General features: G+C 49.9%; 27 protein-coding genes and 1 riboswitch. Of the genes, 12 read left to right on the top strand and 15 right to left on the bottom strand.

What is annotated here, in order from left to right:
* Positions 1-27: 27 nt before the first annotated feature.
* Positions 28-1938: an ATP-dependent DNA helicase gene (locus tag IB196_RS09705; protein WP_155021155.1), complete on the bottom strand. Its 1911-nt coding sequence runs from the start codon at positions 1936-1938 to the stop codon at positions 28-30.
* Between the two features lie 141 nt (positions 1939-2079).
* Between IB196_RS09705 and IB196_RS09700 the strand changes: the two genes are divergently transcribed.
* Entirely contained in the window at positions 2080-2424 is a 345-nt protein-coding gene (locus IB196_RS09700) for a RidA family protein (protein ID WP_188231676.1), read from the top strand.
* Positions 2425-2430: 6 nt separating this feature from the next.
* On the opposite strand, the gene IB196_RS09695 is transcribed toward IB196_RS09700, so the two are convergent.
* Positions 2431-2610, bottom strand: a complete 180-nt coding sequence (locus IB196_RS09695) for a YoaH family protein (RefSeq protein ID WP_003020986.1) — start codon at positions 2608-2610, stop codon at positions 2431-2433.
* A gap of 83 nt (positions 2611-2693) precedes the next feature.
* On the opposite strand from IB196_RS09695, the gene pabB reads away from it, so the two are divergent.
* From pabB to IB196_RS09675, 4 genes are all read left to right on the top strand, one after another.
* On the top strand, positions 2694-4055 hold the full coding sequence (pabB, locus tag IB196_RS09690) for an aminodeoxychorismate synthase component 1 (RefSeq protein WP_005122184.1): 1362 nt from the start codon (positions 2694-2696) through the stop codon (positions 4053-4055).
* A 3-nt stretch (positions 4056-4058) separates the two neighbouring features.
* Positions 4059-4637 (top strand): CoA pyrophosphatase, encoded by a 579-nt coding sequence (locus tag IB196_RS09685; protein WP_005122183.1) that lies wholly within the window; start codon positions 4059-4061, stop codon positions 4635-4637.
* 183 nt (positions 4638-4820) lie between these two features.
* Positions 4821-6185 carry an L-serine ammonia-lyase gene (gene sdaA, locus IB196_RS09680; RefSeq protein WP_040232340.1) on the top strand — a complete coding sequence of 455 codons (1365 nt, stop codon included), beginning with the start codon at positions 4821-4823 and terminating at the stop codon, positions 6183-6185.
* Positions 6186-6315: 130 nt separating this feature from the next.
* Complete coding sequence (locus IB196_RS09675) at positions 6316-7917, top strand: EAL domain-containing protein (RefSeq protein ID WP_188231677.1); 1602 nt, start codon at positions 6316-6318, stop codon at positions 7915-7917.
* 6 nt (positions 7918-7923) lie between these two features.
* Here IB196_RS09675 and yoaE read toward each other — a convergent pair whose 3' ends face one another.
* Entirely contained in the window at positions 7924-9483 is a 1560-nt protein-coding gene (yoaE, locus tag IB196_RS09670; protein WP_040232342.1) for a CNNM family cation transport protein YoaE, read from the bottom strand.
* A gap of 461 nt (positions 9484-9944) precedes the next feature.
* Between yoaE and manX the strand changes: the two genes are divergently transcribed.
* The 5 genes from manX (at position 9945) to mntP (ending at position 14147) form a co-directional block, all read left to right on the top strand.
* The gene (manX, locus tag IB196_RS09665) at positions 9945-10907 is read left to right on the top strand and encodes a PTS mannose transporter subunit IIAB (RefSeq protein WP_005122176.1); all 963 of its coding nucleotides are present in this window, start codon (positions 9945-9947) and stop codon (positions 10905-10907) included.
* A gap of 58 nt (positions 10908-10965) precedes the next feature.
* Entirely contained in the window at positions 10966-11766 is an 801-nt protein-coding gene (locus IB196_RS09660; RefSeq protein ID WP_005122174.1) for a PTS mannose/fructose/sorbose transporter subunit IIC, read from the top strand.
* Between the two features lie 12 nt (positions 11767-11778).
* On the top strand, positions 11779-12630 hold the full coding sequence (locus IB196_RS09655; protein WP_003833769.1) for a PTS mannose transporter subunit IID: 852 nt from the start codon (positions 11779-11781) through the stop codon (positions 12628-12630).
* A 60-nt stretch (positions 12631-12690) separates the two neighbouring features.
* Positions 12691-13149, top strand: coding sequence for a DUF986 family protein (locus IB196_RS09650; RefSeq protein ID WP_188231678.1), 459 nt, complete (start codon positions 12691-12693; stop codon positions 13147-13149).
* A 196-nt stretch (positions 13150-13345) separates the two neighbouring features.
* Positions 13346-13574, top strand: a riboswitch (yybP-ykoY riboswitch).
* Between the two features lie 6 nt (positions 13575-13580).
* Positions 13581-14147: a manganese efflux pump MntP gene (gene mntP / locus IB196_RS09645; protein WP_188231679.1), complete on the top strand. Its 567-nt coding sequence runs from the start codon at positions 13581-13583 to the stop codon at positions 14145-14147.
* Here mntP and rlmA read toward each other — a convergent pair.
* The 6 genes from rlmA to mgrB form a co-directional block, all read right to left on the bottom strand.
* Positions 14144-14953, bottom strand: a complete 810-nt coding sequence (gene rlmA, locus IB196_RS09640) for a 23S rRNA (guanine(745)-N(1))-methyltransferase (RefSeq protein WP_005120197.1) — start codon at positions 14951-14953, stop codon at positions 14144-14146. The genes mntP and rlmA overlap by 4 nt on opposite strands.
* A gap of 63 nt (positions 14954-15016) precedes the next feature.
* Entirely contained in the window at positions 15017-16762 is a 1746-nt protein-coding gene (gene ftsI, locus IB196_RS09635; RefSeq protein ID WP_005120196.1) for a peptidoglycan glycosyltransferase FtsI, read from the bottom strand.
* A 219-nt stretch (positions 16763-16981) separates the two neighbouring features.
* Entirely contained in the window at positions 16982-17191 is a 210-nt protein-coding gene (cspE, locus tag IB196_RS09630) for a transcription antiterminator/RNA stability regulator CspE (RefSeq protein WP_001062678.1), read from the bottom strand.
* 12 nt (positions 17192-17203) lie between these two features.
* A complete protein-coding gene (locus tag IB196_RS09625; protein ID WP_003034983.1) occupies positions 17204-17347 on the bottom strand; it encodes a DUF2627 domain-containing protein in 144 nt (47 codons plus the stop codon).
* A 645-nt stretch (positions 17348-17992) separates the two neighbouring features.
* Positions 17993-18277 carry a YebO family protein gene (locus IB196_RS09620; RefSeq protein WP_005120194.1) on the bottom strand — a complete coding sequence of 95 codons (285 nt, stop codon included), beginning with the start codon at positions 18275-18277 and terminating at the stop codon, positions 17993-17995.
* A gap of 74 nt (positions 18278-18351) precedes the next feature.
* Positions 18352-18495, bottom strand: a complete 144-nt coding sequence (gene mgrB / locus IB196_RS09615) for a PhoP/PhoQ regulator MgrB (RefSeq protein WP_040232348.1) — start codon at positions 18493-18495, stop codon at positions 18352-18354.
* Between the two features lie 164 nt (positions 18496-18659).
* Here mgrB and IB196_RS09610 point away from each other — a divergent pair, with 164 nt between their 5' ends.
* Positions 18660-18899, top strand: a complete 240-nt coding sequence (locus IB196_RS09610; protein WP_005120192.1) for a YobH family protein — start codon at positions 18660-18662, stop codon at positions 18897-18899.
* A 105-nt stretch (positions 18900-19004) separates the two neighbouring features.
* Here the strand turns inward: IB196_RS09610 and kdgR are convergent, their stop codons facing one another.
* Positions 19005-19796 carry a DNA-binding transcriptional regulator KdgR gene (gene kdgR, locus IB196_RS09605; RefSeq protein ID WP_005120190.1) on the bottom strand — a complete coding sequence of 264 codons (792 nt, stop codon included), beginning with the start codon at positions 19794-19796 and terminating at the stop codon, positions 19005-19007.
* 175 nt (positions 19797-19971) lie between these two features.
* Here kdgR and IB196_RS09600 point away from each other — a divergent pair, with 175 nt between their 5' ends.
* Positions 19972-21339 carry an MFS transporter gene (locus tag IB196_RS09600; protein ID WP_149692036.1) on the top strand — a complete coding sequence of 456 codons (1368 nt, stop codon included), beginning with the start codon at positions 19972-19974 and terminating at the stop codon, positions 21337-21339.
* Positions 21340-21404: 65 nt separating this feature from the next.
* On the opposite strand, the gene IB196_RS09595 is transcribed toward IB196_RS09600, so the two are convergent.
* From IB196_RS09595 to IB196_RS09575, 5 genes are all read right to left on the bottom strand, one after another.
* Positions 21405-21611 carry a hypothetical protein gene (locus tag IB196_RS09595; protein WP_040232351.1) on the bottom strand — a complete coding sequence of 69 codons (207 nt, stop codon included), beginning with the start codon at positions 21609-21611 and terminating at the stop codon, positions 21405-21407.
* Between the two features lie 9 nt (positions 21612-21620).
* Entirely contained in the window at positions 21621-23786 is a 2166-nt protein-coding gene (locus tag IB196_RS09590; RefSeq protein WP_188231680.1) for an IpaD/SipD/SspD family type III secretion system needle tip protein, read from the bottom strand.
* 30 nt (positions 23787-23816) lie between these two features.
* Entirely contained in the window at positions 23817-24497 is a 681-nt protein-coding gene (locus IB196_RS09585; RefSeq protein ID WP_005120186.1) for a response regulator transcription factor, read from the bottom strand.
* Between the two features lie 138 nt (positions 24498-24635).
* The gene (locus IB196_RS09580; protein WP_005120185.1) at positions 24636-25286 is read right to left on the bottom strand and encodes a lytic transglycosylase domain-containing protein; all 651 of its coding nucleotides are present in this window, start codon (positions 25284-25286) and stop codon (positions 24636-24638) included.
* The gene (locus tag IB196_RS09575; RefSeq protein ID WP_040232352.1) at positions 25276-26412 is read right to left on the bottom strand and encodes an EscU/YscU/HrcU family type III secretion system export apparatus switch protein; all 1137 of its coding nucleotides are present in this window, start codon (positions 26410-26412) and stop codon (positions 25276-25278) included. The genes IB196_RS09580 and IB196_RS09575 overlap by 11 nt, the downstream gene beginning before the upstream one ends.
* Position 26413 lies beyond the last annotated feature (1 nt).

Genomic DNA, 26413 nt, shown 5'->3' with positions numbered 1-26413 from the left:
GCGCATCTTACCACACTCCGTAACAAATTACTCAGCCGATGGTATAGCAAGAAAGCGAACAGCACGCGCAATATCACGCGTGCGTGGCGCAGGCGGAAGGCTTGCCAGGAAGGTCGCGCCATAAGGGCGCATCACCAGACGGTTATCACAAATCACCAGCACACCGCGGTCGTCAGCATCACGGATCAGTCGCCCTACCCCCTGTTTCAGGGTGATGACCGCATCCGGGAGCTGTACCTCTTCGAAAGGATCGCCGCCGCGCAGTCGGCAGTCTTCCATCCGCGCTTTTAACAGCGGATCGTCCGGGGAGGTAAACGGCAACTTATCGATAATCACCAGCGACAGCGTATCGCCACGCACGTCTACCCCTTCCCAGAAACTACTGGTGGCAACCAGCAAGGCATTACCTGCGCTGACAAACTGCTGCAGCAGTTGCCCTTTACTGGTTTCGCCCTGCAGCAGAACGGGAAGCGTCATGGTGGCGCGGAATTGTTCCGCCAGATCGCGCATCATCGCGTGCGAGGTACACAGCATAAAGCAGCGACCGTTGTTCGCTTCGATAATGGGACGTAGCATCGATGCCAACTGACGCGCAGCACCCGGCTGGTTGGTTTGCGGCAGATTGCGTGGTACGCACAGCAGTGCCTGACGCGTGTAATCAAAAGGACTCGGCAGCAGCATCGACTCGGCATCGTCAATCCCCAGCCGCGCGGTGAAATGGTGGAGGTCATCGTTTACCGACAGCGTCGCGGAGGTAAAAATCCAGCAGCCCGGCTTTTGCGCCATCACTTCTTTGAATTTATCCGCCACCGTGAGCGGCGTCAGCGCAAGGGTGAAATGACGGGAGGTACATTCATACCAGTAGCTGAAGCCTGGCTGGTTGATCTCTTTCAGATGCTTCAGGCGCGCACGGTAAAGTGTGGCGCGTTCAAACGCGGCATCCAGCAACGCCGAACGCCCAAGAGACAGCTTCGCCACGTCATAACACAACTCAAGTGTGTCATCGAGCAGCAAAAACGCGCGCTGCACGCGCTGGTCGGCCAGCAGTTCACGCAGGTTTCCGCGATAGCCCGGCTCGCCTAGCTGTAAGCGAAAGTCCTGCGCGCTTTGCGCCAGGCGGTCGGCGCATTTTTGCAGTTGCTGGGTGTCTTTCAGCTCGGTGCGATAAGCAATGGTGATGTCTTTTGCCAGATCCAGCAGTTGGCGGCTGGAGAGCGATTGACCAAAGTATTGACTGGCGATATCCGGTAACTGGTGCGCTTCATCGAAGATCATCACATCTGCCTCGGGGATTAATTCACCAAATCCACTCTCTTTCACCACCATATCGGCGAGAAACAGATGATGGTTGACCACCACTACATCGGCATCCATCGCTTTTTTACGCGCTTTGACGACAAAGCACTCTTTATACAGCGGACAGTCGCTGCCAAGGCAATTATCGTTTGTGCTGGTCACCAGCGGCCAGGCCTGAGAGTCTTCCGCCACGCTGACGCAGGTGCTGATGTCGCCATCAAGGGTTTGATTTGACCATGAGCGCAGCAGAATGACGTCGCTTAACGTTTGTACCGGCAAGTCACCACCCGCCAGCGCTTGCTGTTCGAGACGTTCAAGGCACAGATAGTTTGAACGCCCTTTCAACAGCGCCAGTTTACCGGTGAACTTCAGTGCCTTAGCGACGGTCGGGAGATCGCGGCTGTAGAGCTGATCCTGTAATGCCTTCGAACCCGTGGAGACAATGACCTTCTTACCAGCGCGCAGCGCAGGGGCAAGATAGGCGTAGGTTTTACCCGTTCCGGTTCCGGCTTCGACAACCAGCGGCTGTGATTTTTCGATAGCATGACTGACGGCGAAGGCCATCTGCCGCTGTGGTTCACGCGGTTTAAAACCTGGTATCGCTTTAGCCAACTGACCGTCTGCTGCAAAATCGTCCGTCACACTGCCCCCTGTTCATTTGAACAGGGATTATGTCAGGCCAGCGGGTCTTTCGCCAGTTGAAGAGGTGACGTGGGCACAACATTATGGCAGTCTTGGCGCAACCCAAAGCCATTATGAAAAAACGTAAATGAGGAATGATTTATGACGATTGTGCGCATTGATGCCGAAGCGCGTTGGTCCGACGTGGTTATCCACAACAACACGCTGTATTACACCGGCGTGCCGGAAAATCTGGATGCAGACGCTTTTGAGCAAACGGCAAATACGCTGGCGCAAATTGATGCGGTGCTGGAAAAACAAGGCAGCGACAAGTTACGTATCCTTGATGCCACCCTGTTCCTGGCAGACAAAAGTGATTTTGCCGCCATGAACAAAGCCTGGGACGCGTGGGTTGTTGCGGGTCACGCGCCAGTACGTTGTACCGTTCAGGCAGGGTTGATGAACCCGAAATACAAAGTTGAGATTAAGATTATCGCTGCAGTTTAAGCGGCGTTATTCGTCTTCATCTTCAAAACGCGCCACGATCCGCTCGCCGGTATGACTGGCGCGTAACTCTTCAGCGACCAGAGCAATAGCTTGTCCGCTGCTCATCCCTTGCGACATCAGTTCCTGAATGCGCTCTACCGCTTTTTGCTGCTGCTCATGACTGAGTGAAGGTAAACCTGCAAACATTGTTAACTCCTGCTAAATTGTCTGCGCTTATTATTTCATGCTACCGGGCAGTTAGCCAGTAGAGTAGCAACGAGTCAGGACTGATGAAGACGTTATCTCCCGCAATAATCACATTACCCTGGCGTCAGGACGCCGCTGAACGCTATTTTTCGACCTTAAGCCATCTGCCCTGGGCGATGCTGTTGCATTCAGGTCATGCCGACCATCCGCATAGCCGCTTTGATATCCTGGTGGCGGATCCCATCGCCACGCTGGTTACGCAGGCTGAAGAGACCGTTGTGCAGGACGGACTCACCTGTGTACGCACGCTTGATGATCCGATGACGGTATTACACTCAGTGCTCAACGCCCGCCAGATTCATCCTGATTATCATCCCGACCTGCCGTTTCAGGGCGGGGCGTTAGGTCTGTTCGGCTACGATCTTGGCCGACGCTTTGAATCTCTGCCCTCTCGTGCCGAACCCGATATTGCGCTACCGGATATGGCGGTAGGCATTTACGACTGGGCGCTGATTGTCGATCACCAGCTACAGAGCGTGTCACTGCTTAGCCATAGCGATGTGCATGCCCGTCTGACGTGGCTCGAAAATCAACTACCGCCGGTACGCGAGCCATTTTCATTGACCTCGGCGTGGCAGTCCAATATGAGCCGTGCCCAGTATGGCGAAAAATTCCGCCAGGTGCAGGGGTATCTGCACAGTGGCGACTGTTACCAGGTCAACCTTGCCCAACGTTTTCAGGCGCATTACCAGGGCGATGAGTGGCAGGCATTTGTCACACTCAATCACGCCAACCGCGCCCCGTTTAGCGCGTTTATTCGTCTTGAGGAAGGTGCAATCCTCAGCCTTTCGCCAGAACGTTTTATTCTGCTGGAGAATCAGCACATCCAGACGCGTCCGATTAAAGGTACGCTGCCCAGGCTTGAAGATACCACCGCCGATCGTGAGCAGGCCCAACGGCTGGCAAATTCAGCGAAAGATCGCGCGGAAAATCTGATGATCGTCGATTTGATGCGTAATGATATTGGTCGCGTTGCCACACCGGGTTCGGTACAGGTTCCGGAGCTGTTTGTGGTCGAACCGTTCCCTGCTGTTCATCATTTGGTCAGCACCATTACCGCCCGCTTGTCAGAGTCATTGCATGCCACCGACCTGCTGCGCGCCGCCTTCCCTGGCGGCTCCATCACCGGCGCGCCAAAAGTGCGGGCGATGGAAATTATCGACCAACTGGAGCCGCAAAGACGCAACGCCTGGTGCGGTAGCATTGGTTATCTGAGCTTTTGCGGCAATATGGATACCAGCATCACCATTCGCACGCTGACAGCCACAAACGGACAAATTTATTGCTCCGCAGGCGGTGGTATTGTGGCAGACAGTCAGGAAGACGCGGAGTATCAGGAAACGTTTGATAAAGTGAATCGTATTTTGCACCAACTGGAGAACTGACACGTGGAATACAGTAGCCTGACGCTTGATGACTTTTTATCGCGCTTCCAACTCCTGCGCCCGCAGGTCAATCATGCCGCGTTAAACCAGCGCCAGGCCGCCGTACTGATCCCTGTCGTACGCCGTGCGCAGCCGGGATTGCTGTTAACCCAGCGATCCGTTCATCTGCGCAAGCACGCCGGGCAGGTCGCCTTTCCCGGCGGCGCGGTGGACAGCAGCGATGCATCATTGATTGCCGCCGCCCTTCGTGAAGCACAGGAAGAAGTGGCGATCCCACCTTCTTGCGTTGAGGTGATTGGCGTGCTGCCGCCGGTCGACAGCGTTACCGGATTCCAGGTCACGCCAGTGGTAGGTATTATCCCGCCAAATTTACCGTATCGCGCCAGTGAGGATGAAGTGTCTGCGGTGTTCGAAATGCCGCTGGCGCAGGCCCTGCATTTAGGTCGCTATCATCCGTTAGATATCTACCGTCGCGGCGATTCACATCGTGTATGGCTTTCCTGGTATGAGCAATATTTCGTCTGGGGAATGACCGCCGGAATAATTCGTGAGCTGGCTCTGCAAATTGGCGTCAAGCCCTGACTATACTTATCTTTACGCACTCCATAGACAACTTGAAACTCAGGTCACAACATTAGTAAAACCGCGGTTATCTATTAGTTTAATTCATGTGAATAGTTAAGCCGATCGCCGCGTTCCCTCTTACACTATGCGCAGTTATAACATCGTTACTGGAAACCCCAGTCGCCCTGTAGGAGTATTATCGTGATTAGTCTATTCGACATGTTTAAGGTGGGGATTGGTCCCTCATCTTCCCATACCGTAGGGCCTATGAAGGCGGGTAAACAGTTCGTCGATGACCTGGTCGAAAAAGGATTACTGGACAACGTTACTCGTGTCGCCGTCGACGTGTATGGTTCACTGTCGCTCACGGGTAAAGGTCACCACACCGATATCGCCATTATTATGGGTCTGGCGGGCAATGAGCCTGCTACCGTGGATATTGACAGCATCCCCGGATTTATCCGCGACGTAGAAACGCGTGGGCGCCTGCTGCTTGCTCAGGGGCAGCACGAAGTGGATTTCCCGCAGAATGACGGGATGCGTTTTCACAACGGCAACCTGCCGCTGCATGAAAACGGGATGCAGATTCATGCGTACAACGGCGAAACCGTCATTTACAGTAAGACGTACTATTCCATTGGCGGTGGATTCATCGTTGATGAAGAACATTTTGGTCAGGATGCTGCGGGCGAGGTCAGCGTGCCTTATCCGTTCAAGTCCGCGACCGAAATGCTGGAATACTGCAACAGCACCGGCCTGTCTCTCTCTGGCATGGCGATGCAGAACGAACTCGCGCTGCACAGTAAAAAAGAGATTGAAGAGTACTTTGGCCACGTCTGGCAGACCATGCAGGCTTGTATCGATCGCGGCATGAACACCGAAGGTGTGCTGCCGGGGCCGCTGCGCGTTCCTCGTCGTGCTTCCGCCCTGCGTCGTATGCTGGTTTCCAGCGACAAGCTCTCCAACGATCCGATGAACGTGATCGACTGGGTGAATATGTTCGCGCTGGCGGTTAACGAAGAAAACGCCGCAGGTGGTCGCGTAGTAACAGCACCCACTAACGGTGCCTGCGGGATCGTGCCTGCCGTTCTGGCTTACTACGATCACTTTATTGAATCTGTCAGCCCGGATATCTACACCCGTTATTTCCTGGCGGCGGGGGCAATTGGCGCGTTGTACAAGATGAACGCCTCTATCTCTGGCGCCGAAGTAGGCTGTCAGGGTGAAGTCGGTGTGGCATGTTCCATGGCTGCTGCAGGTCTGGCTGAGCTCCTGGGCGCCAGCCCGGAACAAGTTTGTGTGGCTGCCGAGATCGGTATGGAGCATAACCTCGGCTTAACCTGCGACCCGGTTGCCGGACAGGTACAGGTTCCGTGCATCGAACGTAACGCCATTGCTTCCGTGAAGGCGATTAACGCCGCACGTATGGCGATGCGCCGTACCAGCGCGCCGCGAGTCTCGCTGGATAAAGTCATCGAAACCATGTACGAAACAGGCAAAGATATGAACGCCAAATACCGCGAAACATCACGCGGTGGCCTGGCAATCAAAGTCCAGTGTGACTAATACTTAATTTTCGCCCATCTGCGACGGATGGGCGAATTTACCCCTTCTCGCTCGTCTACTGTAATTTTCCCCACTACACTTGCTCTGTTGCTGTTGGCTTCTGGGGCCAACGGCTTATCAGGCGGCCCGCATGCAAACAGCACAACGGATCATTCAAAACTATCGCCGTAATCGCTTAATCGTCTGCACAATATGTGCACTACTGACGCTCATTCTCACATTAACGGTTCGATTTATTTCGGAGCGTAATATAAATCATCGTTACACCGTCACCTTTGCTAATCATGCCGTTGAGGCACTGGATGATGTGCTGCTCCCACTGCAGGTCGGGCGCGATATACTGCTCCCATTGATTGGTCTTCCCTGCTCTGTGGCGCGTTTACCTTTGAGCAAGCATGCTGCCAGGCTACAAACAGTGCGCTCTATCAGTCTGATTCAGGGGGGGATTCTTTATTGCTCCAGTATCTTTGGCTATCGCAATGTGCCTATCAGCCAAATTCAGCCTGAATTACCGAGCCGGGAGGCGCAACTGCTGTTGTCCACCGACCATTCACTGATTAAAGGTAGTCCCATTCTGACGCAGTGGTATCCGGCCTCCGCGGATGGCGAAAATGGGGTGCTGGAAATCGTCAACATTGATTTATTGTCGACCATGCTGCTGGAACCCCAGCCGCCGCAAATCACCAACGCCAGTTTAACCGTCGGTAACCGCCACCTGCTCTACGGACAAGGTGTTGTCGAGACCTTGCCTGCACTGAACGATGAAAAACGTTATCAGCTTTCATCGCAACATTTCCCCTTCACGATCAGCGTTACCGGCCCAGGCGCCAGTGAATTGGCGATAAAACATCTGCCGACACAACTGCCGCTGGCGGTGATCCTGAGCCTGTTGGTGGGATACCTTGCCTGGCTGGCAACCGCCAGCAGAATGAGTTTTTCCTGGGAGATTAATCTGGCTCTCGCGGCACACGAGTTCGAGTTGTTTTGTCAGCCACTGCTGAACGCGCAGACCCAGCAATGTATGGGTGTAGAAATTCTGTTGCGCTGGAACAACCCGCGTCAGGGCTGGATTTCGCCTGAAGTGTTTATTCCTATCGCCGAAGAGCACAACCTGATTATCCCTCTTACCCGTCATGTCATCGCAGAAACCATTCAGCAACGACACGTTTTTCCGATGAGTAGCCAGTTTCATATCGGTATCAATGTTGCAGCCAGCCATTTCCGCCACGGTACGCTGTTAAAAGATCTCAATCAGTACTGGTTCAGCCAGTATCCCATCCAGCAACTGGTTATTGAACTGACCGAACGCGATGCCTTACTGGATGTGGATTATCGGATCGTGCGCGAGTTGAATCGCCTCGGCGTTAAGCTGGCGATTGACGATTTTGGTACCGGAAACAGTTCGCTCTCCTGGCTGGAAAAATTGCGCCCGGATGTGCTGAAAATTGATAAATCATTTACTTCGGCGATCGGAACCGACGCCGTGAATTCAACCGTCACAGACATCATTATCGCGCTGGGAAAAAGGCTGAATATCGAACTGGTGGCTGAAGGCGTAGAAACGCAGGCACAGGCGCAGCATTTACGCCGTCATGGCGTACATATCTTGCAGGGTTTTTTGTATGCGAAGCCGATGCCGCTTCGTGATTTTCCCAAATGGCTGGCGGGCTGTACACCACCACCCGCCAGGCATAACGGGCACCATATCATGCCCATTATGCCGTTTCGCTAACCCCGTTTACTCGTTTTCGTCGTGAGCGGGTTGTTCTTTAACAATACGAACTAAATCCACACGATAGTCATTGGCTTCGACAATCGTAATGCTCAGCGGTGCGACCTCAATAACATCACCTACACGTGGGATGTGACCGTTAGCCGCAATCACCAGCCCTGCTACGGTGGCGATGTCTTCGTCCTCATCCACCAGCGTATCCACGTCCAGCGCCTGTTGCAGCGCGTGCAGATCGGTTCCCCCTTTCACTAACCAACCGCCTGCATCAGCAATAATTTCAGGCGTTTCGTCGGCATCCGGGAATTCACCGGCGATCGCTTCTAATACGTCCAGAGGTGTTACCAGCCCCTGCACCACACCAAATTCGTTAGTGACGATGACAAAGCTACCGCGGGCACGACGCAGCACGCCTAACAGATTAATCGGATCCAGCGTTTCCGGGACGACAATGGCCGGCGAGGCAGAGGCAATGGCCGCCACATCCACACCGTCTTCCAGCGCCACCAGCAGCTCTTTAGCACGCACGATACCGATAATTTCGTCCAGTTCACCGCGACACACCGGGAACAGGCTGTGTGGAGAAGAAAGCAACTGTTCGCGAATTTCCGCTACGCTCAGATCGGCGTCGACCCAACTAATTTCACCACGAGGTGTCATGATGCCGCGTAATGAACGGGATGCCAGTGAGAGAACACCGTTGATCATATAGCGTTCTTCTTCCACAAACGCGCCTTCCGGGACCGGGACTGGCACCGGATTGTCGGATTCCATCTGCACGCTGGCCTGACGTTTACCCCCCATCAGACGCAGAATTGCATCCGCAGTACGCGCACGCAGCGGCAGAGTCGACTGGTGGCGAATAAAGTTCCGACGGGCAATCTGGTTAAACAGTTCGATAATAATTGAGAAGCCAATCGCGGCGTACAGATAACCTTTCGGAATATGGAAGCCAAACCCTTCGGCAACCAGGCTCAAACCGATCATCAGCAGGAAGCTCAGACAGAGCACCACCACCGTCGGATGTTGGTTCACAAATCGCGTCAGCGGCTTCGACGCCAGTAGCATCACCGCCATCGCAATAACCACCGCCGCCATCATCACCGGCAGATGGTTGACCATACCGACTGCAGTAATGACTGCATCCAGTGAGAACACCGCATCCAGGATAACAATCTGCGTCACCACGACCCAGAAACTCGCATAGCCTTTTGACTGCCCGGTCTCATGTTCACGGTTTTCCAGCCGCTCATGCAGCTCTGTCGTAGCCTTGAACAAGAGGAAGATACCCCCCAGCAGCATAATCAGATCTCGCCCGGAAAACGCGTAGTCCATGACCGTAAACAGCGGTTTTGTCAGCGTCACCATCCACGAAATAACAGACAGCAGTCCCAGACGCATAATCAGCGCCAGTGACAAACCAATGAGACGCGCTTTATCTCGCTGTTTCGGTGGCAGCTTATCGGCAAGAATTGCAATGAAGACCAGGTTATCGATACCCAGAACAATTTCGAGAACAACAAGCGTGAGCAAACCCACCCAAATCTGCGGGTCCATTAAGAGTTCCATGACAAGCTCCTGCTTAAGGAATGATCAAACTGCGCCCTGAACATCTCAGGCGTTAAAGCAATATGCAGATAAAGTTTGTGGCAAAAAGTGCCAAACTGACAGGCTTGATACGGCCTATAGGTGAAATGACGTCGGTGACGATCCATATGGTGGGCTACTGCCCTATACTCCTGAGTAATTAAACAGATGCTAAACATAACAGAGACAACTGGTTTTTAGCAAAGATTTACCTTCCTTTGCAATAAGTTGTTTCGGAGATATTTCACCCTTCGAAATTTCTTATGATCGGAAGTTAAATTACGGATCTTCATCACATAAAATATTTTTTTCGATATCTAAAATAATTCACGAAAATCATAGGTTTTTCTTTGTAACCCTTATCTGAATCGATTCGATTGCGGACGAGCGATTCAAAATGCATCTTCACGTTGATGTGTTAACGATAATAAAGGAGGTAGCAAGTGACCATTGCTATTGTAATAGGCACACATGGTTGGGCTGCAGAGCAGTTACTTAAAACAGCAGAGATGTTGTTAGGCGAGCAGGAAAACGTCGGCTGGATCGATTTCGTTCCAGGCGAAAATGCCGAAACGCTGATTGAAAAGTATAACGCTCAGTTGGCAAAACTGGATACCAGTAAAGGCGTGCTGTTTCTCGTTGACACATGGGGAGGCAGCCCGTTTAACGCTGCGAGCCGCATTGTCGTCGATAAAGAGCATTACGAAGTTATCGCAGGCGTAAACATTCCCATGCTGGTAGAAACCTTCATGGCGCGTGACGACAACCCCAGCTTCGATGAATTAGTCGCACTGGCGGTTGAAACGGGTAGCGAAGGCGTAAAAGCGCTGAAAGCAAAACCCGTTGAAAAAGCCGCACCTGCCCCCGTCGCAGCACCTAAGGCAGCGGCACCCGCGAAACCGATGGGCCCGAACGACTATATGCAGATCGGCCTCGCGCGTATCGATGACCGTTTAATCCACGGTCAGGTGGCGACCCGCTGGACCAAAGAAACCAACGTAACGCGCATTATTGTCGTCAGCGATGAAGTCGCTGCTGATACCGTGCGTAAGACGTTGCTGACTCAGGTCGCACCGCCAGGCGTTACCGCACACGTGGTTGATGTCGCGAAAATGATCCGCGTCTATAACAACCCGAAATACGCCGGTGAGCGTGTAATGCTGCTGTTCACCAACCCGACCGATGTAGAACGCATCGTTGAAGGTGGCGTAAAAATTACCTCTGTTAACATTGGCGGCATGGCATTCCGCCAGGGGAAAACGCAGGTAAACAACGCGATTTCGGTGGATGAAAAAGACATCGAAGCCTTCAAGAAACTCAACGAACGCGGTATTGAGCTCGAAGCCCGTAAGGTTTCTACCGATCAGAAACTGAAAATGATGGATTTGATTGCCAAGGCGAAATAACCACCTGGCATTTACTTAGTTTTCACACTTAAGTCTGTATAGCAATAGGAGAAGTACAATGGAGATTACCACTCTTCAGATTGTGCTGGTGTTCATCGTCGCATGTATCGCGGGTATGGAGTCGGTACTCGATGAATTTCAGTTCCACCGTCCATTGGTGGCCTGTACGCTGATTGGTGCCGTTCTCGGGGATATGAAAACCGGTATTATCATCGGTGGTACCCTGGAAATGATCGCTCTGGGCTGGATGAACATCGGTGCTGCGGTTGCGCCTGATGCTGCACTGGCTTCCATTATCTCTACCGTTCTGGTTATCGCGGGTCACCAAAGTATCGGTGCAGGTATTGCGCTGGCTATACCGCTGGCAGCAGCAGGCCAGGTTCTGACCATTATCGTTCGTACCATCACCGTAGCATTCCAGCACGCGGCGGATAAGGCGGCCGAAAACGGCAACCTGACGGCGCTCTCCTGGCTGCACGTTTCCTCCCTGTTCCTGCAGGCTATGCGTATCGCTATCCCGGCGGTAATCGTGGCGATTTCTGTCGGTACCAGTGAAGTTCAGAGCATGCTGAACGCGATTCCGGAAGTCGTTACCGGCGGCCTGAATATTGCGGGTGGCATGATCGTCGTAGTGGGTTATGCGATGGTCATCAACATGATGCGCGCAGGCTACCTGATGCCATTCTTCTACCTTGGCTTCGTCACTGCAGCATTTACTAACTTCAACCTGGTTGCTCTGGGTGTGATTGGTGCCGTAATGGCCATCCTCTACATTCAGCTGAGCCCGAAATATAACCGCGTAGCCGGTGCGCCAGTGCAGGCGGCGGGTAACAACGATCTTGATAACGAACTGGACTAGCAGGTGAGCGAAATGGTTGATATGACTAAAACTACCACCGAGAAAAAACTCACTCCGAGTGACATTCGTGGCGTGTTCATTCGTTCTAACCTGTTTCAGGGTTCATGGAACTTCGAACGTATGCAGGCGCTGGGTTTCTGTTTCTCCATGGTGCCGGCAATCCGCCGCTTGTACCCGGAAAACAACGACGCACGTAAGCAAGCTATTAAGCGTCACCTGGAATTCTTTAACACTCATCCTTATGTCGCGGCTCCCGTACTGGGCGTTACGCTGGCGATGGAAGAACAGCGTGCGAACGGCGCAGAGATTGACGATGGTGCTATCAACGGTATCAAAGTTGGTCTGATGGGCCCGCTGGCAGGCGTGGGCGACCCGATTTTCTGGGGTACCGTACGTCCGGTATTCGCCGCGCTTGGTGCAGGTATCGCGATGAGCGGCAGCCTGCTTGGGCCTTTGCTGTTCTTCATCCTGTTTAACCTGGTTCGTCTGGCAACCCGTTATTACGGCGTGGCATACGGCTACCGTAAAGGTGTCGATATCGTTAAAGATATGGGCGGCGGCTTCCTGCAGAAACTGACTGAGGGGGCGTCAATCCTCGGCCTGTTTGTCATGGGGGCATTGGTTAACAAGTGGACGCACGTCAACATCCCGCTGGTGGTTTCCACCATCACGGGTCAGGATGGCCAAACGCGCGTGACCACTGTGCAGACAATCCTTGATCAGCTGATGCCTGGCCTGGTTCCTCTGCTGCTGACCTTCGCCTGTATGTGGCTTCTGCGTAAGAAAGTGAACCCACTGTGGATCATCGTTGGCTTCTTCGTCATCGGTATCGCGGGCTACGCTGTCGGCCTGCTCGGCCTGTAAGACTGTTGTACATCACCGGGGGCTTGCCCCCGGTTTTTCTATTTAGAGGGTTGAGGATTCATGACTATCACGGACCTGGTGCTGGTTCTATTTATCTTTTCGCTGCTGGCGTATGCCATTTACGATCAGTCCATCATGCCCCGCCGTAATGGCCCCACTCTGCTTACTGTTGCCCTGCTTCCACGCAGTCGAGTCGACAGCGTTATCTTCATCGGTTTGATTGTTATTCTGATCTACAACAACATCACCAGCCACGGAGCACAATTCACCACATGGTTATTATGTGCACTGGTGTTAATGGGGTTGTATCTGTTCTGGATCCGTACGCCCAAAATTATTTTCAAACAAAAAGGTTTTTTCTTCGCTAATGTCTGGATTGAATATGACCGGATTAAAGAGATGAATTTATCAGAAGATGGTGTGCTGGTGATGCAATTAGAGCAGAGACGATTGCTTATTCGCGTACGAAATATAGACGACCTGGAGAAGATATATAAACTTCTCATTTCAAACCAATAAGTTACAAATATAGCCTGAACTATGTTTTTTATATCTCAGTGAAAAACAAACATAGCTAAGGCTATATTACCCCGCCCATATGTTATTTAATTTAACGTTTTATCTATAAATAGATCTAAATGAAAATTGTTTTCATTTAGAAGTCAAATAATATTTCTGCGTTTCTTGTTTTATATTCCAAAAATATGTTAAGGTTGCGCCCGTCGTTGGGGAGTAGCCGATTTCCAGACTCCGGAAATGTACGTGTCAACATACTCGTTGAAAAACGTGGCACGTACGGACTGAACATCACGTTTCGTCAGGCGAGACCATAGACACATCAACTGCAATGCATATTTGAATGGCTCTGTATAGACAGTGGGTCCGCTCAGTGTGCATGGTTACTGGGGGCAGTGATGTGTTTTATGGATTACCCCGGTCAGGACGCTGTTATGAATATCACCGCAACTGTTCTTCTCGCTTTCGGCATGTCGATGGATGCTTTCGCGGCATCAATTGGCAAAGGCGCCACCTTACATAAACCTAAATTCTCTGAAGCGCTGCGAACCGGCCTTATCTTTGGCGCAGTCGAGACCCTTACGCCACTGATTGGCTGGGGAATGGGCATGCTTGCCAGCAAATTCGTGCTGGAGTGGAACCACTGGATCGCCTTCATTTTACTGATCTTTTTAGGCGGCCGAATGATAATCGAAGGCTTTCGTGACAACGACGATGAAGATGAAGAGCCGCAGCGCCGCCACGGTTTCTGGCTGCTGGTCACCACAGCCATTGCGACCAGTCTCGACGCGATGGCCGTCGGGGTGGGTCTGGCCTTCCTGCAGGTCAACATTATTGCCACTGCGCTGGCCATTGGCTGCGCCACGTTGATTATGTCCACGCTTGGCATGATGATCGGTCGCTTTATTGGCCCGATGTTGGGCAAGCGAGCTGAAATTCTGGGTGGGATAGTCCTGATTGGTATCGGCGCCCAGATCCTCTGGGCACACTTCCAAGGTTAATTCAGGCGCTGCCAGATATGAATACTAAAGTCAGTCTGGCAGTCAAACTTCGTTTTCCTCGCTAACGTTTCCCACACTTCCGGCTTTGCCCGCCAGGCAAACGGCGTCATTTGCAATAACGCAACGGCCTCGCTGCCCTTAAGCTGCATCTGATACCCCAGCGCAATACTCTGTTGCAGAACAAAACCGTCCAGTTGCTCTGTGTGTGGCGCATGTAAACGCACCTCATCATAAATCAGCCCTTTAAGTTCCATTAAATGACGCGGACCCGGCGTGGCGGTGATTACCCATCCACCCGGTTTCACCACGCGGGCCAACTCTTCTGCTTTGCAAGGTGCGTAGATCCTGATAATGGCGTCCATTGACGCATCGGCAAACGGCAGACGATGGCTGGAAGCAACGCAAAAGGTCACCTGCGGATAGCGTCGAGCCGCGGCTTTAATTGCCACTTTGGAGACATCAAGACCAAAGGTTGTACAACCCGCTATCGCATCCGCGAAAGCGTGGGTGTAGTACCCTTCCCCACAGCCGATATCCAGAATCGACGCATCACTTGTTCCCAGCGTCTCGCTGAGCGCATTCACAATCGCATCGCGCAGCGGTTGATAGTGCCCGGCATCCAGAAATGCCCGGCGAGCCTGCATCATTTCCGCACTGTCACCCGGATCGCGCGACCGCTTATGCTGAACCGGCATCAGGTTGACATATCCCTCTTTCGCCACGTCAAACTGATGCCGTCCGGGGCACACAAAACTGTTATTCGCTTGAGTAAGAGGCAGATGACAAAGGGGACAGGAAAACGACATGACAACTCCGGCTGGTGATTTAAGGGCGCAAGTGTAACGCGATTCGCGCCCCGCGAAAATAACTTACAGCGACGGCGAGGCCAGGCTACTGCCGTGCATCACCAGTAGATGGTCAGAATCGGCTGGCATCCCGTCGGGTTTCACATTTTCCAGACGCAGGACATCACCCATGATCTGGCTGAAGACCGGCGCGGAAACGGCTCCCCCATAGTAAGCGCCGTTTTGTGGATTATTTATCACCACGACCAACGCGAATTTCGGCTCACTGGCAGGGGCAACCCCTGCCGTATAAGCCACGTATTTATCGACGTACTTACCGTCATCGCCTATTTTTTTTGCCGTCCCGGTTTTCACCGCAACACGATAATCCCTCACCGCAGCCTTGGTCCCACCGCCGCCGGGTAACGCAACGCTCTCCATCATATGTTCAACCTGATGCACTAGCGCCTCTGGCATTACGCGGGTTCCTATAACCGGTGGGTCGATACGTGTAATGGAAAGCGGTCGGTAGATGCCAAAACTGCCGATAGTGGCATAGACATGTGCCAACTGGAGCGGTGTCACCATTAACCCGTAACCGAATGCAAAGGTCGCACGATCCAAATCGCTCCAGTAACGTCGCTGAGGCATTAAGCCGCGACTTTCTCCAGTGAGACCTAAGCCGGTTGGATCGCCAAAGCCAAAGCTTTTATAGGTATCCAGCAGTTTCTGTACCGGCATTGCCAGCGAAAGGTGCGACACACCGGTATCGCTCGATTTCTGCAAAATACCGGTAAGCGATAGCTCCGGGTAAAATCCGACGTCGCGGATGCGATGTCCATCAACGTTAAAAGGATGAGTGTCAATCACGCTGTCCGGCTGCACTATTCCTTGCTGCAGAGCGGTCATGATCACTAATGGTTTGACGGTTGAGCCAGGTTCAAAGGTGTCACTAATTGCACGGTTGCGGAAATCATCCAGTACCGCGCCTTCGCGGTTATTAGGGTTAAAATCGGGAAAACTCGCCATCGACAGGATTTCACCGGTGGCAATACTTACCAGCACCGCCGCACCAGAATCCGCTTTATTCCATGTCACGGCATTGTCCAGCGCATCTTCAGTCACCGTCTGCAAACGCTCATCAATACTGAGTTGCAATTCGTGCGCGGGGACTGGCATCACTTCCGTGATATTTTCAATCACATGCCCGAACTTGTCTTTGCGCACAAGGCGAGAACCGGGTTTACCCATCAACTGACTGTTGAAACTTTTCTCCAGGCCTTCAATACCTTGTCCATCAATGTTCGTAAAGCCGATAAGATTCGCCGCCACATGACCTGCGGGATAGAAACGGCGGGATTCTTCGCGCAGATTGATCCCCGGGAGATTAAGATCATCGACCCACTGCGCCTGCTGAGGAGAGATCTGGCGCGCCAGATAGATAAAGCGGCTAGCTGGATTGCTGTTAACGCGTTCAGCCAGCGTGCTGAGTGAAATATGCAGGGTCTTCGCCAATGCCTGCCAGCGTTCGTTATAGCCAACGCCACCTTTGCTGACAATCGTCTTCGGATCGGCCCAAACTGCATTCACCGGCACGCTTACTGCGAGAGGACGACCTTCTCTGTCGGTAATCATCCCACGCGGTGAGGCGATTGTGACTTCACGTAACGAACGCATATCCTCCTGCTTGACCAGACTCGTAGGGGTGACGATTTGTAACCACGCAACCCGACCAAGCAACAATCCCAGACTCAACAGAATTGCCACACAAAGCAGGGCAAAACGTACGGGAGTAAAATTGCGTGCATCGCCGACGTTTTTCTTTTTCACCGGGGCTCCTGCAAGATAGTTTTTCAGGTGACTGATTTAACGGGAATTGCCGGGAGAAAGCGGGGAAAACAATGCTACGAACATCACGCCTTTGCAACAAAGCGCTAATGGAGAGGCATTCAGAAATATTTTGACGTAATTTGAATTAAAAAGCCCCGCATAAGCGAGGCTTTATATCTGAATTGGTTGCGCTTGAGCGCTTCAAATCAGTGGTATCGATCAGATAGCTGTTACGTTAACAGCAGCCGGACCTTTCTGGCCGTCCTGAATTTCGAACTCAACGTTCTGGCCTTCAGCCAGAGTTTTGAAGCCGTTACCCTGGATAGCGGAGAAGTGTACGAACACGTCTTTGCTGCCATCAGCCGGAGTAATGAAACCAAAACCTTTAGACTCGTTGAACCACTTAACTTGACCTTTAATCTTTGCCATTTGCAAAATTCCTTAGAGTATTTTCTTCGCCCGCAGGCATAACATAGATAAAACTGAGACATTACTGCTTGAGGCACTAATATAAGGTTCGGCAGAGAAGCGGTATTCAACGTCAACGTGTTTACTCAGGACTTCTTTACTGAAAATGCCACACATAAACAGAACTGTACCTCGTTTAACCCAAACCGTGTTATCACATACAACGTTAATAATGGCAAGCCATTTTTAAACGTGTCTCGATCGGTCGCACAAATCCCGCAGTTCATCAAACAACAACTGCACAGTTATGCGCCAGGCCGAGTAGAGATATATTCTCGCCTCTCTCCCCTTGCCCCGGCTGGCCTGCGCCGTAGCAGGGACTTTTCTACCATAGCTCATCAGGTTCAACTGTTCCAGATTATCTGTCACAGCCTCTGCCAGATATCATTTTTTATGCTTAGTAATGCATAAAAAATCACAAGCTTAAAAATGAGATCGGCATTCTGGTTTTGCACTAAAATAATGAAAGAATGATGACAATGCACAAAAAAAAGGGAGAGAAACGTTTCGCTGATAATAAAACGATCGGCATCACAAAAATGACACAATCATATTATTAATCTATGGATAATTATATTTGTGTCAAACCAGAGATAAGATATTAATTGGTCAGGGCATCAGGAAGAACACAGGTTCGGCGTGTGCCGACGCAGTAATTGCCGGATTGTTGCAGAAGAAAATAATCTGATATCGTTGACGACAGGATGAGGATGAAGCATCTGAGAATAGCAGCTACAAACTCTCACCCTGTCTTTCTGTTTACTACCGTTCGGCTACCAGACGAATGATGTCATCATCTTCATCCTGAGTTTGCACCGCGGCTGGCTCTTCTGCTTTTTCCGGCTCGTTAGCTTCACAAAGACGGCGGAGCAATGCGCTCTGTCGTTTTTGTTGATCCAACAACGCCTCAAGCAGTTCAATCTGCTCGTTAGTACGCGAACTTGCCCGATTGATGAAAAACCACAATACAAGCCCGATTACCAGAACCACCACCGATACCACTAAAGACGCAAAACTCAACGCGCCAGAATTCAAAACTTCGTTCATTTCACCACCTCAATGTAGACAGCATAGTTTACCACTGCCGCACAAGAAGGTAATCAACTGTTACTGAAATGCGCTTACCAGGGAATAAATTTATTGATGGCGCAAATTCCGCTGAAAAATTGTACGTCCTGATCGCACATGATGTTGAACACCTGCGCCCACATCAGTATGCATACCAGCACGACAACGATCAGGACCACCCATCGAAATTTTTTCACTCCAACTCCACTCTCCGAATCTACAGCTTATGTTGATAAATTATCATGAGTTACCTAAACCCTAAGTTAACTGTAACGGCATTAAATGTTTTTAGGAATGATTCACTTGTTTCATCCCATGTACAGGCTAATCTAATAATAACGAGAAAAGATAAGAGGTTGTAATGCGTCTGATTATCCGCGCTATTGTGTTGCTCGCTCTGATTTGGATCGGTTTATTACTGAGTGGCTACGGCGTTTTGATAGGAAGTAAGGAGACTGCGGCTGGCCTGGGCCTGCAATGTCAATATCTGACCGCACGCGGAACCAGCACCGCGCAATACGTCCATACCAACAGCGGCATCATTGGCCTGTCAGATTGTCCCCTGTTGAGGAAAAGCACCGTCGTTATCGATAACGGTTAATACAGCAGCAAAAAATCAGTACGTTATTTGCTCCGGCGACGACGACAGATCGTAAAAAACCCGATACGCCGTATCGGGTTTTTTGTGTATCGCAACGCGTCAAAATCAGAAAGGGTAATCGTTATAACCCATTTGTTCTGAAATCTTACGCGCTGCGGTGTGCAGCATTTCGACATATTCGTGCAAACGTTCTTCAGAAAAACGCAGCGTCGGGAATGAGATGCTCAGACCCGCAATGACCACGCCGAAACGATCAAATACCGGTACCCCGATACAGCGCAGTCCTTCTTCCTGCTCTTCGTTGTCTTCGCCATAGCCCTGCTCACGGACTTTATCCAGTAATACCAGCAACTCATCGGTGTTAGTGATTGTCCGATCTGTACTGCGCTTGTACTCAATACCATCCAGAATTTGCTTCACTTCATCGCGGTCGCGCCATGCCAGCAGCACTTTACCAATGGCGGTGCTGTACAGCGGATTACGACGACCTACGCGAGAATACATGCGCAGATTGTACATCGAGTCGATTTTATGGATGTAGACAATGCTGTCTTCATCCAGCGCACCGAGATGTACTGTCTCTTTGGTCAGGCGCGAAAGTTCGCGCATCTGAATGTCAGCGCTACGGATAAGATCAACGTTTTGCAACGCGCGCGCGCCCAGCTCGAATAATTTCAGTGTCAGAGAGTATTTCTCAGACTCGCCTTCTTGTGCCACATAACCCAGCGTTTTCATGGTCTGCAAAAAGCGATAAACGGTACTTTTTGACATCATGACGCGTTGTGACAATTCGGTAATACCAATTTCGCGCTCTTCACCCAGCGCCTGCAGGATGCCAAAAACCTTCAGCACGGAAGATACAGAATCGGGTTGTTTATCCAGATCTGCGATAGCCATTTACCACCTCATTGCGAGTGTTTTATAAAAATCAGAACCGGTTTTTATTATAATTTCACGTACCAGCCGTCGCAATCTGTCTTTGCTCACTTAGTTACAAATCTGCGACCTAACGCCTGAATATCAATGCTAAAATTATTATTCTCATCATAATTTCCGACAATATTGACTTCCTATGGATAAGTTCCAGGCCGATGGCCTGCCATTGCCCCAGCGATACGGTGCAATTTTGACCATTGTTATTGGCATCTCAATGGCAGTACTGGACGGCGCAATTGCTAACGTTGCCCTGCCGACGATTGCCACCGATCTTCAGGCCTCCGCGGCCAGCTCAATCTGGATCGTTAACGCCTACCAAATCTCGATTGTCGTATCACTCCTGTCACTCTCATTTTTAGGTGATATGTTTGGCTACCGACGCATATACAAGTGCGGACTGGTGGTATTTCTGCTCGCATCACTTTTCTGTGCCCTCTCCGATTCGCTGCACATGCTAACACTGGCGCGTGTGGCTCAGGGTTTCGGCGGAGCGGCATTGATGAGCGTGAATACAGCACTCATTCGCCTGATTTATCCGCAGCGTCAGCTTGGACGGGGCATGGGGATCAACTCCTTTATCGTGGCGGTTTCCTCAGCAGCAGGCCCGACTATTGCGGCAGCGATCCTCTCAGTTGCCTCATGGAAATGGTTGTTTCTGATTAACGTCCCACTGGGTATTATCGCGTTGCTGCTGGCCATGCGCTTCCTGCCACCTAATACACCGCGTAGCAATAAGCCGCGTTTTGATCTGCCTGGCGCGGTGATGAATGCGCTAACGTTTGGCTTGCTAATCACCGCACTTAGCGGTTTTGCACAAGGGCAATCGCTTAAGTTAATTGGTGCTGAGCTCGTCGGGCTCATCGTGGTAGGTTTCTTCTTTATCCGCCGTCAGCTCGCGCTACCAGTACCGTTATTACCGGTTGACCTGCTGCGTATTCCGTTGTTTTCACTCTCGATTTGTACGTCAATCTGTTCATTTAGCGCACAAATGCTGGCGATGGTTTCCCTGCCCTTCTTTCTACAAACCGTACTCGGTCGTAGCGAAGTAGAAACGGGCCTGCTATTGACCCCATGGCCGCTGGCAACCATGGTGATGGCGCCGCTGGCAGGTTATCTCATTGAACGCGTCCACGCCGGGCTTTTAGGCGCTTTGGGAATGATGGTGATGGCGTGTGGATTATTTTCACTGGTGTTGCTGCCATCCGCGCCGTCGGATTTCAATATCATCTGGCCGATGATGCTGTGCGGCGCGGGTTTTGGCTTGTTCCAGTCACCGAACAACCACACTATCATCACCTCCGCGCCGCGTGAGCGCAGCGGTGGGGCGAGCGGTATGCTGGGAACGGCGCGCTTGTTAGGGCAAAGTACCGGCGCGGCGCTGGTGGCATTAATGCTCAATCAGTTTGGCGACAACGGAACACATATATCTCTGATAACTGCGGGTGTACTGGCAACGGTTGCCGCCATAGTGAGCGGCCTGCGTATCACACAGCCGCGCGCATAAACGCCAGGCCCGGCAGCACTTCCCCGGGCCTGGCGTCATTTATTATTCGCGTAACGGTTCCGATGTCACCACTCCGGTTGGTACATAGGATTGGACGGATCGTCAGTATCGCCCATAATACAATCTGAAAAAAAATCTAAACTAAATCCTGAAGTGGCTAGCTGCATCAATTTACGCTGTTCATCCGTTAAATTCGCTGTTGGGCCGAGTTCTTCTGCTGAAGCAGCATCTTCTGCGGAAACTGGCGTTGTGCTGATGGTCATATCGCCCATGACAAATACCTATTTGAGAAATTCTTTTTGGGTTTCCTGTAAGGCTTCTATCGTCGATGACAATACCTTGGTCAGGTTATTAAAGATGGTATTCGCCTGGCTTAATTTTTCGGACATAACTTGTGACTGGCTTTCTACTGTACTGGACATCGTGTTCATCGAGTTTTCCCACTCGTTAAATATACCGCTACTGATAGAGACAACTTCATCCGCGTTGTGTCCTTCAAAATCCCAGGTCGATGTGGGAGAAACATAAATATTCGCTTGCTCCCCTCCCTCCCCATTCATGTCATATGACTTATCAAGAACAACAACACCTTCTGTAACATGTACAGGAGTTTTATTATCAACATCACCAGCGTCACTATTAGCTTCAGCTGGATCCAACATTTCCGTTGGAATTAAAAAACAATCATACTCATGATAATCATCAGTAGCCTTTGATGTTATGAGTGTATAGCCATCAGGGATATAAAAATTTTTTTGACGTATTACGGATGGGGGTACAATAACCATCTCCGCATCCGTTGAGACAACAGAATATGATTTCTCGGTCCCTTTATTTCCACTATATCTTGAATCGATATGAGTGAGTGGTAAATCGGCTGGTGCATTGGTCTCTATTGGAGGAACACTTCCGGCATCGGCTCGATATGCATACGGTGGAGTTACCGCAGAGCCGTGCGCATCAAAATCCCAATCTGCAGCATCGCTAACATAGATATTGGTTGCTTCACCACCATCGTCAGGTGCATCCCCAAACGTATCATAAGTCTCTTTTTCAAGAACAATATCTTCCGTGACATAATAACTGCCATTACGATAACTTAACTTATTTGTTGGTATCAAAAAGCAATCAAACTCATGATACTCTTTAGTAGCCTCTGATGTCACTAACATATAACCCGGTGGACAACGACGACCTTTATCGGCAGGCACAACTTTTAACTGTTTTGTTGTAGGAATAACAAAATAGTAGTTATAGGCTCTTTGACCCCAATACTGATCTCCGAAATAGTCAGGATCAACAAGAGGTAAACCAAGCTCGGATGCAGTGGGAGCTTCAGCCCCAGTCGATGATCCGGCATCTGAGCGGTAAGCCAACAGGCTAAACGTTGCGTCTTTGGCATCCCGTACGGGCTGGAGATCAGGGTAGACATACAGGGTATAAGTGCCATCAGCCTCCATTACCAAATAAAGCCGACAGTCCTCTTCTGGCGGTTCGACAAGATTGGTGACCGCATCAACCACCGTTATATTGTCAATATCATCCCCAGGATTACCCGTATTCATTTTCCCATCAGCCCCAGCCTCTGTATGTGTTGCGATAGCCAGTTGATCGGATAATGCCAGTTGCTCTGCCCAATAATAAACCCCCTGGGCATCTAACCCACGGATAGCAACAGGACCACGATCAGGATAGGGACCCGCTGTCGTTTCGGGGTTAATGGGATTTAGGTTGATATTGCCGTCAGCATCATATATCCCCCACCCATCAATTATAGCATCAAGTTCATCTTGCACACCACCGACATCGATTTTCATTTTATCTTCATCGCTGGAGATATATGTCACCATTCGAGCTTTAAAGCTATTAACATCATCGAGAAATTCAACGCTTTGATTAGCAAGATCCGTATATACATCCATATAATCTGTTTGCAGCCCAGCAAGCTCAGTACTAACATCCGCATAGATTTCCCAGTCACTCTCAGGGTAATTCACCCCATTGTCATGATCGTTATCATTTGACCAGATATAGGTGCTGAAATCGATATCATCATCAATCTTGCCATCACCATCCTTATCCATGTTTTTGTCAAAAGTGATGTCCCAGAGTGAGCCACCAACAGCCGAGTCCCCTAAAGGTTTTCCCACGCTTTTTTCGCTTGAAACACCGGTGTTCATGAACCGAGAGAGAGACGATTTCAATACGCCCTGTGCAGGCGTCGTATCGATAAGGATCCCTTTATTGAGAAGCTGATGATACTGATCAGAATAGACTGCCAGTTTTTCTGTCAATATATCCATCACCTGCTGACGGCGTGTACCCGTTTCTGCCGTGCCAGCAGTTGTCGAAGCTTGTAGCACCTCAGGTGATGAAGAAACCGCATTCGTGGTGGTACGTAGAATTGAAAATGAATTTTGCCCTGCTGTTGTGACACTTGTAGACATCGTATCTTTCCCTGAAAGGTGTGCAAAGTTTTAGTTACCTGGCATCCCGGCAAGCGTATCCTGAGATTGCACATAATGAAGCAATTGTATGTTGCTGGTAATTGCAAGTTTCTGCATCGCGTTGTGCTTATGTACCGCAACCGTACAGACTGAGCGCTTGAGAAGGTTTGCAATCTCTTTTACCCGCATGCCCCGTGCATACAGGCGAATAATTTCGAGTTCACGCGAGGTTAACAGGGACTGCTGTTGAGCATAATCAGTAGCTATATCCGCCAGTTGAATCCGCGGAGAAGAATAAAAGCGCCTTGCCGCCAAATCAGATAACGCTTTTGGCAGACAACGTTCCAAATCATCTTTCTTGCTTATTAACGCGTGTACCCCTGACGCCCGGAGACGTCGGAGCGTAGGAGTAAACGTGTAGTTTTCACTTACCAGCGCAATCAGTTTAAGATCCGGAGCTACCTTTTGAATTCTCGATATATAGTGACTGGCATCATTATTGTTTTCACAGTCAAAAGATACATCAACAATCAAAACTAAATTTTTATCATCGCATTTGCCTGATAACGTGCGAATCAAATCATTTCGTGAATGAGCTACAAATGCAATATCTGCATACCCGACAAGCAAGCTGCGCAATCCTGTAATAACAATCGGTTCATCACAGGCAACCGCAACGGAGAGTCGAGAATGTAGGAATTTATGAGACATACTCGGTTCCTTCTTATGCAAACGCTAATCAATCCTTAATTAGCTAAAAATAAACTATTTGCGATAGTTTCATGCACGGCAAAGCAACTCAAATTATTTATTCTAATTTTAGAATTAAAAACACATTAAATCATTTCATCAATGAATGGTTTTATACTCATTCATCACGTTCTTAATATATTTATGTGTCTCATTAAATGGGGGTATTTTATTGCTATACTTTGCAACGTTCCCCTCTCCCGCGTTATATGCGGCCAGAACCAGTTCGAGATTACTTGTATAGCGTTTAGCCAATTCTGAGAGCAAATAAGTGCCAAGATGAATATTCATCTCAGGATCAGATAATCTATGCTTTTCAAGAGAATACCCTAATGCTGAAGACAGGCGGTTCGCTGTATCAGGCATCAACTGCATTAAACCCACAGCGCCTTTTGCCGAGATAATGTCCGGATTAAATCCGGACTCAACGGCCATAACCGCCTTAACGAGATACGGATCGACACCATACTGCCTGGCATAGTGGCCGATAACCTTATCGTAACGACCGTTTGCCATTTGTGTCGTAAACTGACGCCGCGGTGAGGAACGCGATATGCGAATGGCGGAATTGGCTTTCGTGGCCTGCCAGCGTTGCACGGCATCATTTTTAGCGATAGCGCAACGCCGACCCTTGTTTGACGTTCGTTGCTGTTCGACATACATGATTCCCTGAGCATCTTCATAACACCACTGCGCTGCCATCGCAGCAGGCATGAAACAACACAGTAAAAGAAATATACTATGACGCATCTCCATCCCCTTCCTTGTTTGTTTCTGCATTTTCTTTATCACAGTTAACATCAACCACCATCTCTTCTGACTCGTCATTCTGAGGAATATCATCTTTCCATGCTTGTTCCATCTGCTCGAGCCAGGTCAGTAAGCGCATAATTTCATCAATACTGCTGCTATCAATAAAAGTATAAATTTTCGCCGTCTTAAAAATTCGCCGTGCCAGCGAGATGTTGCGAATAACAGGGATATTATTTTTTTCCGCGAAAGCAATAACCGCAACAGCGCGAGAGTTTTTCTCGATGACTGAAATAAAAGGTAAGCCAATTACCGTAGGATTAAAATAAATTCCCAATGCGATATGTGTCGGGTTAGCCAACACCATTTTTGAAGTCAATATATTTGCTTTAGTCTGTTCAGAAAGCAATTCACGATGCAATTGCTTACGTGCGCTTTTAATGTGTTGATCACCCTCATTATTCTTATACTCTTGCTTAATTTCCTGTTTGGTCATCATCAAGTCTTTAATGTATAAATAAAAATCAACCAAAGCATCAAATGCCATAATGATTAAAAACGGTAACAAGGTATAACAAAAAAGCAATGGCATCAGTCCACGCCACACATTAATAAAGTGCTGGATCCCACCCGTCGGTATAGTAAATAATCGAGTATGATATTTTATAATAAAAACACTAAAGCCAGTGAGTGCCATCCCAAGATACAAAATAGCTTTTATACTGTCTTTCAGCCCCCTGATGCTAAATATTTCTTTAAATCCTTTTATTGGATTAATGGCATTCAGATCCAATCGAATCGCCTCCGACGCCATTTTGAAACGTGTTTGTAGCAATGTCACCAGTGCCGAAGTGAAAACAGAAATCAGGGCGATACCAGAGATAATTTTAAACGCTGTTGTAAATACCAGTCGCGCATATTCTCCCGTTGATAGCATGAAACCACTACTGACGAATAAATCGAAATAAAATATTAACTCCCTGGCATCAATGGTCATCCACACAAATGAGGAGACAGCAATTAACGTAAGTAGTCCTACAAAATCTCGGCTAAGAAACATCTGCCCCTTTTTAGCAGAATCTTCTTTCTTCTTATGTGTTGGTTGTTCTGTTTTTTCTTCACTCATT

The sequence above is a fragment of the Citrobacter sp. C6_1 genome (assembly GCF_014596835.2).
GTDB classification, from domain to species: Bacteria; Pseudomonadota; Gammaproteobacteria; order Enterobacterales; family Enterobacteriaceae; genus Citrobacter; species Citrobacter pasteurii.
This window is presented reverse-complemented; position numbering and strand designations above follow the sequence as displayed.

Coding starts and splice junctions, on each gene's coding strand:
- IB196_RS09700 (WP_188231676.1), top strand. CDS start 2,080: ATGACGATTGTGCGCATTGATGCCGAAGCGCGTTGGTCCGACGTGGTT.
- IB196_RS09695 (WP_003020986.1), bottom strand. CDS start 2,610: ATGTTTGCAGGTTTACCTTCACTCAGTCATGAGCAGCAGCAAAAAGCG.
- pabB (WP_005122184.1), top strand. CDS start 2,694: ATGAAGACGTTATCTCCCGCAATAATCACATTACCCTGGCGTCAGGAC.
- IB196_RS09675 (WP_188231677.1), top strand. CDS start 6,316: ATGCAAACAGCACAACGGATCATTCAAAACTATCGCCGTAATCGCTTA.
- yoaE (WP_040232342.1), bottom strand. CDS start 9,483: ATGGAACTCTTAATGGACCCGCAGATTTGGGTGGGTTTGCTCACGCTT.
- IB196_RS09660 (WP_005122174.1), top strand. CDS start 10,966: ATGGAGATTACCACTCTTCAGATTGTGCTGGTGTTCATCGTCGCATGT.
- IB196_RS09655 (WP_003833769.1), top strand. CDS start 11,779: ATGGTTGATATGACTAAAACTACCACCGAGAAAAAACTCACTCCGAGT.
- IB196_RS09650 (WP_188231678.1), top strand. CDS start 12,691: ATGACTATCACGGACCTGGTGCTGGTTCTATTTATCTTTTCGCTGCTG.
- mntP (WP_188231679.1), top strand. CDS start 13,581: ATGAATATCACCGCAACTGTTCTTCTCGCTTTCGGCATGTCGATGGAT.
- rlmA (WP_005120197.1), bottom strand. CDS start 14,953: ATGTCGTTTTCCTGTCCCCTTTGTCATCTGCCTCTTACTCAAGCGAAT.
- cspE (WP_001062678.1), bottom strand. CDS start 17,191: ATGGCAAAGATTAAAGGTCAAGTTAAGTGGTTCAACGAGTCTAAAGGT.
- IB196_RS09625 (WP_003034983.1), bottom strand. CDS start 17,347: ATGTGTGGCATTTTCAGTAAAGAAGTCCTGAGTAAACACGTTGACGTT.
- IB196_RS09620 (WP_005120194.1), bottom strand. CDS start 18,277: ATGAACGAAGTTTTGAATTCTGGCGCGTTGAGTTTTGCGTCTTTAGTG.
- IB196_RS09610 (WP_005120192.1), top strand. CDS start 18,660: ATGCGTCTGATTATCCGCGCTATTGTGTTGCTCGCTCTGATTTGGATC.
- kdgR (WP_005120190.1), bottom strand. CDS start 19,796: ATGGCTATCGCAGATCTGGATAAACAACCCGATTCTGTATCTTCCGTG.
- IB196_RS09600 (WP_149692036.1), top strand. CDS start 19,972: ATGGATAAGTTCCAGGCCGATGGCCTGCCATTGCCCCAGCGATACGGT.
- IB196_RS09595 (WP_040232351.1), bottom strand. CDS start 21,611: ATGGGCGATATGACCATCAGCACAACGCCAGTTTCCGCAGAAGATGCT.
- IB196_RS09590 (WP_188231680.1), bottom strand. CDS start 23,786: ATGTCTACAAGTGTCACAACAGCAGGGCAAAATTCATTTTCAATTCTA.
- IB196_RS09585 (WP_005120186.1), bottom strand. CDS start 24,497: ATGTCTCATAAATTCCTACATTCTCGACTCTCCGTTGCGGTTGCCTGT.
- IB196_RS09580 (WP_005120185.1), bottom strand. CDS start 25,286: ATGCGTCATAGTATATTTCTTTTACTGTGTTGTTTCATGCCTGCTGCG.
- IB196_RS09575 (WP_040232352.1), bottom strand. CDS start 26,412: ATGAGTGAAGAAAAAACAGAACAACCAACACATAAGAAGAAAGAAGAT.